At 65.2% G+C, this 13,497-nt stretch carries 15 protein-coding genes; 9 read left to right on the plus strand and 6 right to left on the minus strand.

Features of this window, described 5'->3' with window-relative positions; all coding sequences use genetic code 11:
- Positions 1-24: 24 nt before the first annotated feature.
- From AWB65_RS01750 to ruvA, 7 genes are all read left to right on the plus strand, one after another.
- Complete coding sequence (locus tag AWB65_RS01750) at positions 25-1,404, plus strand: aminopeptidase P N-terminal domain-containing protein (RefSeq protein ID WP_087665693.1); 1,380 nt, start codon at positions 25-27, stop codon at positions 1,402-1,404.
- A gap of 7 nt (positions 1,405-1,411) precedes the next feature.
- Positions 1,412-2,578, plus strand: a complete 1,167-nt coding sequence (locus AWB65_RS01755) for a UbiH/UbiF/VisC/COQ6 family ubiquinone biosynthesis hydroxylase (protein ID WP_087665481.1) — start codon at positions 1,412-1,414, stop codon at positions 2,576-2,578.
- Between the two features lie 242 nt (positions 2,579-2,820).
- Positions 2,821-3,909 (plus strand): tRNA dihydrouridine synthase DusB, encoded by a 1,089-nt coding sequence (gene dusB / locus AWB65_RS01760; RefSeq protein ID WP_087665694.1) that lies wholly within the window; start codon positions 2,821-2,823, stop codon positions 3,907-3,909.
- Positions 3,906-4,139 (plus strand): Fis family transcriptional regulator, encoded by a 234-nt coding sequence (locus tag AWB65_RS01765; RefSeq protein ID WP_040052966.1) that lies wholly within the window; start codon positions 3,906-3,908, stop codon positions 4,137-4,139. The genes dusB and AWB65_RS01765 overlap by 4 nt, the downstream gene beginning before the upstream one ends.
- Positions 4,140-4,198: 59 nt before the next feature.
- On the plus strand, positions 4,199-5,764 hold the full coding sequence (gene purH / locus AWB65_RS01770; protein WP_087665482.1) for a bifunctional phosphoribosylaminoimidazolecarboxamide formyltransferase/IMP cyclohydrolase: 1,566 nt from the start codon (positions 4,199-4,201) through the stop codon (positions 5,762-5,764).
- Positions 5,765-5,870: 106 nt separating this feature from the next.
- Positions 5,871-6,413, plus strand: a complete 543-nt coding sequence (ruvC, locus tag AWB65_RS01775; RefSeq protein ID WP_087655915.1) for a crossover junction endodeoxyribonuclease RuvC — start codon at positions 5,871-5,873, stop codon at positions 6,411-6,413.
- Positions 6,414-6,447: 34 nt separating this feature from the next.
- Positions 6,448-7,029, plus strand: a complete 582-nt coding sequence (ruvA, locus tag AWB65_RS01780; RefSeq protein ID WP_087665483.1) for a Holliday junction branch migration protein RuvA — start codon at positions 6,448-6,450, stop codon at positions 7,027-7,029.
- A gap of 47 nt (positions 7,030-7,076) precedes the next feature.
- Here the strand turns inward: ruvA and AWB65_RS01785 are convergent, their stop codons facing one another.
- Genes AWB65_RS01785 through AWB65_RS01795 form a run of 3 tightly spaced genes read right to left on the minus strand, consistent with a single transcriptional unit; the run spans position 7,077 to position 9,081 of the window.
- Positions 7,077-7,316 (minus strand): thioredoxin family protein, encoded by a 240-nt coding sequence (locus AWB65_RS01785; RefSeq protein WP_087665484.1) that lies wholly within the window; start codon positions 7,314-7,316, stop codon positions 7,077-7,079.
- Positions 7,317-7,372: 56 nt separating this feature from the next.
- Entirely contained in the window at positions 7,373-8,269 is an 897-nt protein-coding gene (locus tag AWB65_RS01790; RefSeq protein WP_087665485.1) for a dihydrodipicolinate synthase family protein, read from the minus strand.
- A gap of 29 nt (positions 8,270-8,298) precedes the next feature.
- Complete coding sequence (locus AWB65_RS01795; RefSeq protein WP_087665486.1) at positions 8,299-9,081, minus strand: aldolase; 783 nt, start codon at positions 9,079-9,081, stop codon at positions 8,299-8,301.
- Positions 9,082-9,210: 129 nt separating this feature from the next.
- Here AWB65_RS01795 and AWB65_RS01800 point away from each other — a divergent pair, with 129 nt between their 5' ends.
- On the plus strand, positions 9,211-9,780 hold the full coding sequence (locus AWB65_RS01800; RefSeq protein ID WP_087665487.1) for a helix-turn-helix domain-containing protein: 570 nt from the start codon (positions 9,211-9,213) through the stop codon (positions 9,778-9,780).
- Between the two features lie 38 nt (positions 9,781-9,818).
- Positions 9,819-10,880, plus strand: coding sequence for a Holliday junction branch migration DNA helicase RuvB (gene ruvB / locus AWB65_RS01805; RefSeq protein WP_087665488.1), 1,062 nt, complete (start codon positions 9,819-9,821; stop codon positions 10,878-10,880).
- A gap of 1 nt (position 10,881) precedes the next feature.
- Here the strand turns inward: ruvB and AWB65_RS01810 are convergent, their stop codons facing one another.
- Genes AWB65_RS01810 through tyrS form a run of 3 tightly spaced genes read right to left on the minus strand, consistent with a single transcriptional unit; the run spans position 10,882 to position 13,295 of the window.
- Complete coding sequence (locus AWB65_RS01810) at positions 10,882-11,541, minus strand: histidine phosphatase family protein (protein WP_087665489.1); 660 nt, start codon at positions 11,539-11,541, stop codon at positions 10,882-10,884.
- Positions 11,542-11,587: 46 nt separating this feature from the next.
- Positions 11,588-12,046, minus strand: a complete 459-nt coding sequence (gene dtd, locus AWB65_RS01815) for a D-aminoacyl-tRNA deacylase (RefSeq protein ID WP_087665490.1) — start codon at positions 12,044-12,046, stop codon at positions 11,588-11,590.
- A 1-nt stretch (position 12,047) separates the two neighbouring features.
- On the minus strand, positions 12,048-13,295 hold the full coding sequence (tyrS, locus tag AWB65_RS01820; protein ID WP_087665491.1) for a tyrosine--tRNA ligase: 1,248 nt from the start codon (positions 13,293-13,295) through the stop codon (positions 12,048-12,050).
- Positions 13,296-13,497: the final 202 nt, after the last annotated feature.

The following is a 13,497-nucleotide window of genomic DNA, read 5'->3' on the forward strand; positions in this document are numbered from 1 at the left end:
ATACGCGGGCGCTACAATCTGTGGATGAACTCACAGACCGAATCCGCCATCGACGTCTACCGCGCCCGCCGCGAACGCGTGCTCGCGGCGCTCAAGCTTGCGGGCGGCGGCGTCGCCATCGTGCCGACCGCGCCGGAAGTCATGCGCAATCGCGACACCGACTATCCGTATCGCCACGACAGCTACTTCTATTACCTGACGGGCTTCGCCGAACCCGAAGCGACGCTCGTGCTCGACGCGAGCGCCGAGGAAGGCGAACCGTCGTCGATCCTCTTCTGCCGCGAGAAAAACGCCGAACGCGAGACGTGGGAAGGCATCCGCTTCGGCCCGGAAGGCACACGCGACGCGTTCGGTCTCGACGCGGCCTTCGCCATCGATTCGATCGACGAACACATGCCGCGCCTCATCGCCGATTCGCCCGCGCTGCACTATGCGCTCGGCACATCGGCGGAACTCGACGCGAAGGTGCGCGGCTGGCTGTCCACTGTGCGCGCGCAGAGCCGCAGTGGAATCGAAGCCCCGTCGAAGGCGCAGAACCTGCTGCCGCTTCTCGACGAAATGCGTTTGGTCAAGGACGCCCACGAGATCGCGATCATGCGCCGCGCCGGATCGATTTCGGCCGAAGCGCATCGACGCGCGATGCAGGCGTGCCGTCCCGGCCTGCATGAATACGAGCTCGAAGCGGAGTTGCTCTACACGTTCCGCCGCCACGGCGCCCAGGCGCCTGCGTACGGTTCGATCGTCGCGACGGGCGCGAACGCCTGCGTGCTGCACTACCCGGCGGGCAACGCGATCATCCAGGAAAACGACCTGATCCTGATCGACGCCGCGTGCGAGCTCGACGGCTACGCCTCCGACATCACCCGCACCTTCCCCGCGAGCGGCCGATTCACGTCCGCGCAGCGCGAGCTGTACGACATCGTCCTGGCCGCGCAATCGGCTGCGGTCGATGCGACGCGCGCCGGGGTCAGCTTCGACGCCCCGCATCAGGCGGCATTGCGCGTGTTGTCGCAAGGGCTGCTGGATACCGGCATCGTCGATAAAACCAAATTCGCCACCGCCGAGGACGTGATCGCCCAGCGCGCCTATTCGCGTTTTTACATGCATCGGACGGGCCACTGGATCGGCATGGACGTGCACGACGCGGGCGATTACCGCGACCATGAAGGTCCGCTCGACGACCAGGGCGCGCGTCCGTGGCGCACGCTCAAGCCGGGCATGGCGCTGACGATCGAGCCTGGCCTGTACGTGCGCCCCGCCGACGACGTGCCCGAACGCTTCTGGAACACCGGCATCCGCATCGAGGACGACGCCATCGTCACGGCCACCGGCTGCGAGCTGATCACGCGCGAAATTCCCGTCGATGCCGCCGAAATCGAAGCGTTGATGCGCGCGTCGAGGTGAATCCGTAATGACCGAAGCCATTCCCTTCGACTTCGATATCGCGATCGTCGGCGCGGGGCCGGTCGGGCTCGCGCTCGCCGGCTGGCTCGCGCGGCGCAGCGCGACTTCGCGCCTGTCGGTCGCGTTGATCGACGCGCGCACGCCCGAGGCGGCATCTGCCGATCCGCGTTCGCTCGCGCTCTCGCACGGCAGCCGCGTGATGCTGGAGACGCTCGGCTTTCCCGCCGACGCCACGCCGATCCGCCGCATCCACGTCTCGCAGCGCGGGCACTTCGGCCGCACGCTGATCGAGCACGACGAGCACGAACTGCCCGCGCTCGGCTACGTCGCGCGTTACGGGTCGCTCGTGAGCGCGCTCGCGAAGGCGGTGCGCGAGAGCGGCGTCCACTGGCTCACCGAAACGCACGCCCTCCCGCCGATGCAGGACCACGACGGCGTCACGCTGCCGGTGCAATCCGCGAGCGGCGAGCGCACGATCCGCGCGCGCGTTCTCGTAAATGCGGAAGGCGGCTTGTACGAGGATTCGCGCGAACACGCCCGCGATTACGGGCAGACGGCGATCGTCGGGACGGTGAGCGTTGCAGCGCCGCAGCCGAACGTCGCGTGGGAGCGCTTCACGCGCGAGGGCCCGATCGCGCTCCTGCCATGCGGAGGCGCGCGTCACGCCGATTATTCGCTCGTCTGGTGCTGCACGCCTGACGAAGCCGCGCGCCGCGCCGAGCTTCCCGACGAGGCGTTCCTCGCCGAACTCGGCGCCGCGTTCGGCGAGCGCATGGGCCGCTTCACGCAGATCAAGGGCCGCGCCACCTTTCCGCTCGGGCTGAACGCGCTGCATGCGCTCGTCGAGCGGCGCACGGTCGCGATCGGCAACGCGGCGCAGACGCTGCATCCGGTCGCCGGGCAGGGCCTGAACCTCGGCCTGCGCGACGCCCACGCACTCTGCGACGCGCTCTCCATCGACGGCGCTACGCCGCTTGCGCTTGCGCACTTCGCGCAGCGCCGGGCGCTCGACCGGCGCCTGACGATCGGCGCGACCGATACGCTCGCGCGCGTGTTCACCATCGATTTTCCGCCGCTCGCCGCGCTGCGCGGGCTCGCGTTGACGGCGCTGGAATTCCTGCCGCCGGTGAAGACGGCGCTCGCCAGGCAGATGATGTTCGGGCAGCGGCGCTGAACGGCAACGCCGAATCTGCGAATCATCGAAAGGCTCGGCCAGCGGGGCGCCGAGCGCTCGCCGGTGTGCACCGCCCCACGCCATCCACCCCGACTTATCCCCCTCCCGACCCCCGACTTTCATAGAAGATTTAAAGACTTGCATGCGATTGCACTTAAATTCAGCAACGCGTTCGCGTTAAAATAGCTGTTTTCCTAACGCATTATCGTGTCCGCCGTGTCATGCGGACGCCGCCCGCCTTCATGCCCAGCATCGGTTCACACGTTCTTCGCAACAATCTTTTCGTCGCGCCGATGGCGGGCGTCACCGACCGCCCGTTCCGGCAGTTGTGCAAGCGCATGGGCGCGGGATACGCAGTGTCGGAGATGGTCGCGTCGAACGCGCAGCTCTGGAAAAGCGAGAAGACGATGCGCCGCGCGAACCACGCCGGCGAAGTCGAGCCGATCTCCGTGCAGATCGCCGGCGCCGATCCGCAGATGCTGGCTGAAGCCGCGCGTCACAACGTCGCGAACGGCGCGCAGATCATCGACATCAACATGGGCTGTCCCGCGAAGAAGGTCTGCAATGTCGCGGCGGGTTCCGCGCTCTTGCAAAACGAGGCGCTCGTCGCGCGGATCGTCGAGGCGGTGGTGCAGGCGGTCGGCGTCGGGCCGGATGCCGTGCCCGTCACGCTGAAAATCCGCACCGGCTGGAATCGCGAGAACAAGAACGCGCTGAACATCGCGCGGATCGCCGAGAACGCGGGCATCGCTATGCTCACCGTCCACGGCCGCACCCGCGCCGACCTCTACAAGGGCGACGCGGAATACGAAACCATCGCGGCGGTGAAGGCGTCGGTGAAAATTCCCGTGGTCGCGAACGGCGACATCGCCACGCCGGAAAAAGCGCGCGACGTGCTCGCCGCCACCGGCGCCGACGCCATCATGATCGGCCGCGCGGCGCAGGGCCGGCCGTGGCTGTTCCGCGAGATCGAGCACTTCCTTTTGACCGGCGAGCGCATGCTGCCGCCGCGCATCGACGAGATCCAGCAGGTGATGAACGAGCACCTCGAAGACCACTACGCCTTCTACGGGGAATTCACGGGCGTACGCACTGCGCGCAAGCACATCGGCTGGTACACTCGCGGCCTTTCTGGCGCCAATACGTTCAGGCATCGCATGAACACGCTGGATACCACACGAGAACAATTGCTCGCCGTCAACGAATTCTTCGACGCTCAAAAAGCGTTGTCCGACCGTCTCGTCTATGTTGACGAAGCGCTCGGGCCGGAGGAAGCCGGGGATGAAGAATCGTGCGACGGGCAGAACACCACAGACCGAATTGCCGCATGAGCAGACATAACATCGAACAATGCGTCCGCCAGAGCCTGGACAACTATTTTCAGGATCTCGACGGCTCCAATCCGCACGACGTCTACGACATGGTGATTTCGTGCGTCGAAAAACCGTTGCTCGAGGTGGTCCTCGAGCAGGCGGGCGGCAACCAGTCGCTCGCGGCTGAATATCTCGGCATCAACCGCAACACGCTGCGCAAGAAGCTGCAACAGCACGGACTGATTTGATCCGCAGGGCCACGGCTCAAGGCCCGTTCCGCATCCCTACTTCGGTTTCAGCCTTCATCATGATCAAGCAAGCGCTCATTTCCGTTTCCGACAAGTCCGGCATCGTCGATTTTGCGAAATCGCTGTCGGACCTCGGCGTCAAGCTCCTGTCGACCGGCGGCACGGCGAAACTGCTCGCCGACTCGGGTCTGCCCGTCACCGAAGTCGCCGATTACACCGGCTTCCCGGAAATGCTCGATGGCCGCGTGAAGACGCTGCATCCGAAAGTGCACGGCGGCATCCTCGCGCGCCGCGACCTGCCGGAACACATGGCCGCGCTCGAACAACACGAGATCCCGACGATCGACCTGCTCGTCGTGAACCTGTATCCGTTCGTGCAGACGGTGGCGAAGGAAGAGTGCTCGCTGGAAGACGCGATCGAGAACATCGACATCGGCGGTCCGACGATGCTGCGCTCGGCGGCGAAGAATCATCGCGACGTGACGGTCGTCGTCGACCCGGCGGACTACAAGACCGTCCTCGACGAAATGCGCACGAACGGCAATTCGGTCGGTTACGCGACGAATTTCAAGCTCGCGACGAAGGTTTTCGCGCACACCGCGCAGTACGACGGCGCGATCACGAATTACCTGACGAGCCTTACCGACGAACTGCGCCACGCCGACCGCAACACGTATCCGTCGACGTTCAACCTCGCGTTCGAGAAGGTGCAGGACCTGCGCTACGGCGAAAATCCGCATCAAAGCGCGGCGTTTTACCGCGATTTGACGACGCCCGCTGGCGCGCTGGCGAACTACAAGCAGTTGCAGGGCAAGGAACTGTCCTACAACAACATCGCCGACTCCGACGCCGCGTGGGAATGCGTGAAAACCTTCGACACGCCCGCCTGCGTCATCATCAAGCACGCGAATCCGTGCGGCGTGGCGATCGGCGCGAACGCTCACGATGCGTACGCGAAGGCTTTCCAGACCGATCCGACGTCGGCGTTCGGCGGGATCATCGCGTTCAATCGCGAAGTCGACGAAGCGGCGGCGCAGGCGGTCGCGAAGCAGTTCGTCGAAGTGCTGATCGCGCCCTCGTTCAGCGACGCCGCGAAGCAGGTGTTCGCCGCGAAGCAGAACGTGCGCTTGCTGCAAATCGCGCTCGGCGACGGCCACAACGCGTTCGACCTGAAGCGCGTCGGCGGCGGGCTGCTCGTACAGTCGCTCGACTCGAAGAACGTGCAGCCGCATGAGCTGCGCGTCGTAACGAAGCGCCATCCGACGCCGAAAGAAATGGACGACCTGATGTTCGCGTGGCGCGTGGCGAAGTATGTGAAATCGAACGCGATCGTGTTCTGCGGTGGCGGCATGACGCTCGGCGTCGGCGCGGGGCAAATGAGCCGCGTGGATTCGGCGCGCATCGCGAGTATCAAGGCGCAGAACGCGGGGCTCACGCTGACGGGCTCGGCGGTGGCTTCGGATGCGTTCTTCCCGTTCCGCGACGGCCTCGACGTCGTCGTGAACGCGGGCGCGACCTGCGTGATCCAGCCCGGCGGCTCGATGCGCGACGACGAAGTCGTCGCCGCCGCCGACGAGCACAACGTCGCGATGATCCTCACCGGCACGCGCCACTTCCGGCACTGACCGTCGCGCACGCCGGCCGCCTCGCGCGCGCCGGCGTTGCCGCAATCGCGCGCGGCGCCGACAATAGGGCCTGTCCATTTCCCACCGAGGCCACTTCTCCGATCCCATGCGAATCCTCGGCATAGACCCGGGCCTGCGCGTCACCGGCTTCGGCGTCATCGACAAGACCGGCCACACGCTGACCTACGTGACGAGCGGCGTCATCAAGACCGCCGATGCCGACCTCCCGTCGCGCCTGAATACGATCTTCGAAGGCATTTCGACGCTCGTCGCGCAGCACGCGCCCGACCAGTCGGCGATCGAAAAGGTGTTCGTCAACGTGAATCCGCAATCGACGCTGCTCCTCGGCCAGGCGCGCGGCGCCGCGATCTGCGGTCTGGTTGCCAGCGGCGTGCCGGTCGCGGAATATACGGCGTTGCAGTTGAAGCAGGCGGTCGTCGGATACGGGCGCGCCACCAAGGAACAAATGCAGCAGATGGTCGTGCGCCTGCTCAACCTCACGGGCGTGCCCAGCACCGACGCCGCTGACGCCCTCGGCATGGCGATCTGCCACGCGCACGGCGGCGGCGCGCTCGCGACGCTCGGCGGCATCGCGCCATCGCTCGCGAAGAAAGGCCTGCGCGTGCGGCGCGGGCGGCTCATCGGTTAAATCGCGGTTAATCCACTTTTTCACGAAGCTCACCATGATCGGTCGCATCGCCGGCGTTCTGCTGGAAAAAAATCCGCCGCATCTGCTCGTCGATTGCGGCGGCGTCGGGTATGAAATCGCCGTGCCGATGAGCACGTTCTACAACCTGCCGCACAACGGCGAGAAGGTCGTGTTGCTCACGCAACTGATCGTGCGCGAGGATGCGCATCTGCTTTACGGTTTCGGCACCGCGCAGGAACGCACGACGTTTCGCGAACTGCTCAAGATCAGCGGGATCGGCGCGCGGATGGCGCTCGCGGTGCTGTCGGGTATGAGCGTCCAGGAACTCGCGCAGGCTGTGACGCTGCAGGACGCCGCGCGCCTCACGCGCACGCCGGGCATCGGCAAGAAGACGGCCGAGCGGTTGCTGCTCGAACTGAAGGGGAAACTCGGCGCGGATCTCGGTGCCGTGGCAGGCGCGATAGCGGTCTCGGATCACGCGAGCGATATTCTGAATGCGTTGCTCGCGCTCGGGTATTCGGAGAAGGAAGCGCTCGCGGCGGTGAAGAACATGCCAGCGGGAACGGGGGTGTCCGAGGGGATCAAGCTGGCGTTGAAGGCGTTGTCGAAGAGTTGACCTTACGACGCCCGCGCGGACTATCGCTCGCGCGGGCGTTGTAGCTTTTAGGCGTCGAGATCGCTCAGCTTCGCGCCGAAGTTGATGTGAAACGGCGCGCCGTCGAGCACCAGCGCAGGCACGGACACCACGCCGGCGCGCTTCGCGTCGCCGAGGCGATCCGGTTGAGTACCGAGATGCACGACTTCGACGTCGAACTGTTTCGGGTCGAGCGCCGTGACGAATTGCTGTTCAGCGGACACGCAGACCGGACATCCCGCGTGATAGAAGACTGCTTTCGATTTCATGATTGTTCCTTTTTTATGGATGGACTCGCTGAGTCCTGAAATGCGCGAGGCCGCGTTCAGCGGGCCAGCGCCTGGTCGAGGAGCCGCGCCAGTTCGACGCGCGACTCCATGGATGCCGCCACGAGAGGCAGGCGCGGTGCGCCCGCATCGAAGCCGCGTAAAGAGAGTCCCGCTTTGACCGTCGTCGGCAGGCCGCCCTTCAGGATGAATTGCAGCACCGGCAACTGCTGGTAAAACACGCGTCGCGCCGTATCGAAATCGCCGGCGCGCGCCGCCTGGTAGAGCTCCAGCACCTGCGCGGGAATCAGGTTCGCGGCGGCCGTGCACCAGCCCGTCGCGCCCGCGGCGAACGCCTCCAGCGCCAGCGGATTGCAGCCGTTGTAGAACCGGATGCGGTGATCCGAAAGCTGCGCGATGCGATGCATGCGCTGGATGTCGCCGGTGCTTTCCTTCACCATGGTGACGTTGTCGATCGCGTTCACCATGCGCACGATGAATTCCGGCTGCATGTCCACGCCGCTCGTCGCGGGATTGTTGTAGAGCATGATCGGCGTGTCGGTTGCGCGTGCGACCGCGCTGACGTGCTCGAAAATCTCCGCCTCGCTCAGTTTCCAGTACGACACCGGGAGCAACATCACGGCATCGCTGCCGCGCTGCGCAGCGAAACGCGCGCGCTGCACGGCGCCCGCTGTCGTCAAGTCGGACACACCGACGATCACCGGCACGCGTCTGTTCGCCTGCTCGATTGAAATCGCCGCGACGCGTTGCCACTCGGCCTCCGTCAGATACGCGCTTTCGCCCGTGCTGCCGAGCGGCGCAATCGCGTGCGCGCCGTCGTCGATCAGGCGGTCGATCAGGCGCCGCAGCGCGGTTTCGTCGACGGAGCCGTCGGCGGCGAAGGGCGTCACGGGGTACGCGATGATGCCGTGGAATTGCGAAGGGCTTTCGGTCATGGTCGGGTTCTTCGTAGTGTTGAGGAGGTTCACGCGAGACAGTCCGCGTGCGTGCGCAGCGCCCGGCGCGCGTAATACGCGAACGCGGCGGCGTGGCGCTTGTCGGTCGTGATCCAGTTGCGCGCCTCGATCGCGAGTTCCGGCGGCATCGGCTTGATGTCGCCCGCGCTCATCGCGAGCAGTTGCAGGCGCGCGGCGCGCTCGATGAGCATTGCGAGCACGCACGCCTCCTCGATCGTCCGGCCGGTGACGACGTGCCCGTGGTGCGCAAGCAGCACCGCCCGTTTGTCGCCGAGGGCGCGCGTGATCATCTCGCCCTCCTCGTTGCCGACGGGAATGCCCGGCCACTTCGGCAGGAACGCGCAGTCGTCGTAGAGCGGACAGGTGTCCATGTGCGAGACGACGAGCGGCGTCTCCAGCATCGACAGCGCGGCAACGTGCGCCGGATGCGTGTGAACGATGCAGTTCACGTCGCTGCGATGCCGGTAGATCCACGTATGAAAGCGGTTCGCGGGATTCGCCATGCCGGCGCCCTCGATCACGTTCAGGTCCTCGTCGACTTCGAGCAGATTGCGTTCGCTGATCTCGTCGAAACCGAGGCCGAGCTGCTGCGTGTAATAGCGCCCGGGCGTGCCGGTGCGGCACGTGATCTGTCCGGCGAGGCCGGAATCGTGTCCGCCGTCGAACAGGATGCGACACGTCAGCGCGAGTCTTTGCCGATCGCTCCACGCGTTATCGGCGATTGCGTGTTGCATCCGCCGATGCGCCAGTTCGACGAGTTCGGATTTCGCTGCTTCAAGACTGTTTGCCATCTATGACTCCGTGCCAGAATTGCGGCTTCACTTCACCGCGCGTTTGATCGATAGGACACAGAGTAAACTACATGACACTTGGTGTCATAGCCAATCAATGATTTCTATGCGATTCCATCGAAAAGCCCTATGAGCGTCCGATTGAAGATGTTGCGCAAGCAAAGCGGCATGACGCTCGACACGCTCGGCCAGCTCACCGGCCTGACGAAGAGCTATCTGTCGAAGGTGGAGCGCGGCTTGAGCACGCCGTCGATTTCGGTCGCGCTCAAGCTCGCTGAGGCGTTGCGGGTGGACGTCGAGAGCCTGTTCGCCGGCCGCGCCGCGCGCGAACCCGTGACGATCGTGCGCAAGACCGAACGCATCGCGCTGTCGGGCGGCGCCGAGGGCGGCGAGCCACGCGTGCAGATGATCGGCGGCGGCCCGGACGAACGCGCGCTGCTGCCGTTCGTGCTGCGTCCGCCCGCGGATTTCGCGGCATCGACGTTCAAGGAGCATGCGGGTGACGAGTTCCTGTTCGTGCATCGCGGCGCGATCGAAGTGGAAGTCGGCGGAGAGACGATCGCCCTCAAGACCGGCGACGCCATGCATTTCAACGCCGCGCTGCCGCACCGCATCCGCACGCTCGGCGCGGTGCAGGCGGAAGTGCTGGTGGTCGTCGCGGGTAATGGGGACGGCGCGCACGAGTCCGACGAAACGTAGCCTCTACGTCGCAAAACTACGCCTGTACAATCGAAAACATGATCGAAACCGACAAACTCGCCGCCGAACGCATCATCTCGGCCACGCCCGTCTCGCCGAACGAAGAAGCGTTCGAGCGCGCGCTGCGCCCGCGCCAACTGGATGAATACGTCGGCCAGGAGAAGGTGCGCGGCCAGCTCGAAATCTTCATCGAGGCGGCGAAGCGTCGCTCCGAAGCGCTCGACCACGTGCTGCTGTTCGGCCCGCCGGGGCTCGGCAAGACGACGCTCGCGCATATCATCGCGCGCGAAATGGGCGTGAATCTGCGGCAGACGTCGGGGCCAGTTTTGGAGCGCGCGGGCGATCTCGCCGCGCTTCTCACGAATCTCGAAGCCAACGACGTGCTGTTCATCGACGAGATTCACCGGCTCTCACCGGTCGTCGAGGAAATCCTGTACCCGGCGCTCGAGGATTATCAGATCGACATCATGATCGGCGAGGGGCCCGCTGCGCGCAGCGTCAAGCTCGATTTGCAGCCGTTCACGCTTGTTGGCGCCACGACGCGCGCGGGCATGCTGACGAATCCGCTGCGCGATCGCTTCGGGATCGTGTCGCGGCTCGAGTTCTATAACGCGAGCGAATTGGCGCGGATCGTGACGCGCTCGGCGTCGCTATTGAAGGCGGAAATCGTTCCGGAAGGCGCGCTGGAGATCGCGAAACGCGCGCGCGGCACGCCGCGGATCGCGAACCGGCTGCTGCGGCGCGTGCGCGATTTCGCCGAGGTGAAGGCCGACGGCAACATCACGGCGTCCGTCGCCGATGCCGCGCTGAAAATGCTCGACGTCGATGCAGTCGGCTTCGATCTGATGGACCGCAAGCTGCTCGAAGCGATTCTGCACAAGTTCGACGGGGGTCCGGTCGGCGTGGACAACCTGGCGGCGGCGATCGGTGAAGAGCGCGACACGATCGAAGACGTGCTCGAGCCTTACCTGATCCAGCAGGGTTATTTGCAGCGCACGCCGCGCGGGCGTGTCGCTACGTTGCTGACGTATCGCCACTTCGGCCTGGCCGCACCTGACGCGGGCCCGATCCGCGATCTGTGGGACGCGAAGGGGCGCTGAATCAGGCGGTTTTGCGCAGTTCGTCGTCGCTGCTACCCGTCGACAGATGCGCAATATCGCCCCAAGCGACGACCTTCGCCGCGCCGCTCTCAAACTCCACGACATTCACGCTGCCATTGAGCAGCGGCCACTTGCGCGGGTCCCTCAGCGGAATCTGCATCGCGAACCGGTAGACGCAATCGAGCACGCCGCCGTGCGCCACCAGCGCGATGCGCCCGCCCGGATGTGCCGCCACGATCGGCTCGACCGCATGAAGCACGCGATGATAGAACACGCGCTGCGACTCGCCGCCGGGCGGCGCGAAGCCCGGATCGCGGGTCTGCCATTCGACGTATTCCTCGGGAAACTTGTCGTTGATTTCGTCGCTGTCGTGGCCCTGGAATGCGCCGTACCAGCGCTCGCGCAAGCCTTCGCTCAGTTGCAGCGGGAGGCCGAGCGCATCGGCGAAAGGACGCGCCGTCTGCTGCGCGCGCTGCAAATCGCTCGAATAGACCGCGTCGAGCCGCGCGCCCGCCGCTCTTTCCCGCTCGAAACGCGCCGCCAGTTGCGCGGCCTGCGCGAGCCCGGTCGCGTTGAGCGGGATATCAATGTGGCCCTGGATGCGCTTGATGCGGTTCCAGTCGGTTTCGCCGTGGCGGATGAAGAGAATCTGCGTGGTCATTTGCGCGTTGTCTTGATGTCGGGATGGATCGCGCGCGTCGCCACGATCACGGTTGGACTTGCAGCCAGAAGGTGACCGGCCCGTCGTTGACGAGCGACACCTGCATGTCGGCGCCGAATTCGCCGGTCTCGACGATCGGATGTTTCGCCCGCGCCTCTGCGACGAAGTAGTCAAAGAGACGCTTGCCCTCGTCCGGCGGCGCGGCAGGCGTGAAGCTCGGGCGCAGGCCGCTCGACGTATCGGCGGCGAGCGTGAATTGCGAGACGAGCAGCACGCCGCCCGCGCGCCCATTCCCGTCGATGTTCTGCACCGGCAGGTTCATCTTGCCGGCGGCATCGCTGAACACGCGGTACGCGAGCATCTTCGTGAGGAGCTTGTCGGCGGCGGCTTCGGTGTCGTTGCGTTCGGCGCAGACGAACGCGAGCAAGCCCGCGTCGATCGCGCCGGTTACGCGATCCGCGACGCGCACTTCCGCGCGCCGCACCCGCTGGATGAGCGCGATCACCTTAAGCGGTGAGCGTGACGCGCGCGAAGCGGCGCTTGCCGACCTGCACGACGAATTCGCCCGCTTCGACTTTCAGACCGCGATCTGAAATAACCTCGCCGTCGATCTTCACACCGTTCTGGTCGATGTTGCGCAGCGCCTCGCTCGTCGACGGCACGAGCCCCGCCTGCTTCAGCAACTGCCCGATTGCAAGCGGCGCGCCGGACAGCTTCACGCTCGGAATATCGTCCGGCACGCCGCCCTTCGCGCGGTGGTTGAAGTCTTCGAGCGCGCGCCCGGCATCGGCCGCCGAATGGAACCGCGCGACGATTTCCTGCCCGAGCAGCACCTTGAAATCGCGCGGATTGCGCCCTTCGCCGGCTTCCTTCTTGAACTGCGCGATCTCCTCGATGCTGCGGAACGACAGCAGTTCGAAATAGCGCCACATCAGCGTGTCGGAGATGCTCATCAGCTTGCCGAACATGTCGGTCGGTTTTTCGCTGATGCCGATGTAATTGTTCTTCGACTTCGACATCTTCTCGATGCCGTCGAGCCCTTCGAGCAGCGGCATCGTGAGAATGCACTGTTGTTCCTGCCCGTACTGCTTCTGTAGTTCGCGGCCGACGAGCAGGTTGAACTTCTGGTCCGTGCCGCCGAGTTCGAGGTCCGAATTCAGCGCGACCGAGTCGTAGCCCTGCATCAGCGGGTACAGGAACTCGTGGATCGAGATCGGCACGCCGCCCTGAAAGCGCTTCGTGAAGTCCTCACGTTCGAGAATGCGCGCGACGGTGTAACGCGACGCGAGCTTGATCATGCCGTCGGCGCCGAGCGGCATGCACCACTCGCTGTTGTAGCGGATCTCGGTCTTCTCGCGGTCGAGCACGAGCGAAGCCTGCTCGAAATACGTCTTCGCGTTCGATTCGATCTGCTCGCGCGTGAGCGGCGGGCGCGTCGCATTGCGGCCCGACGGATCACCGATCAGCGACGTGAAATCGCCGATCAGGAAAATCACGTGATGGCCGAGATCCTGCAATTGCCGCATCTTGTTCAGCACGACCGTGTGGCCGATGTGAATGTCCGGCGCGGTCGGATCGAGGCCGAGCTTGATGCGCAGCGGCTTCTTCGTCGCGGCGCTCCTTGCGAGCTTCTGCGCGAATTCGTCTTCGATCAGCAGTTCGTCGGCGCCGCGCCTGGCGATTGCGAGCGCGGCGCGTACTTCGTCGGTGATGGGGAAAGCGGGCGCGGCGGGCGCGTTGGATTCAGTGGTCATGCTTGCGGCTTCTGGATTGAATGTGATTCGATGGCCGGCGCAACTGGCGGCGGCGCGAAAGTCGACGGGCCGGCGAAAACGCTAGCGCAAACGGCTGGGGCAGGCACGCGGCGAAAGGCGCGCGATGCGCTGCAATCCCTTGTTCAGGCACAGGATTTTACGCGATGACGCCTCGCTTCGCCCCGCTTTCGACCGCGCGCGC

This window comes from Caballeronia humi, assembly GCF_001544475.1.
Lineage (GTDB): Bacteria > Pseudomonadota > Gammaproteobacteria > Burkholderiales > Burkholderiaceae > Caballeronia > Caballeronia humi.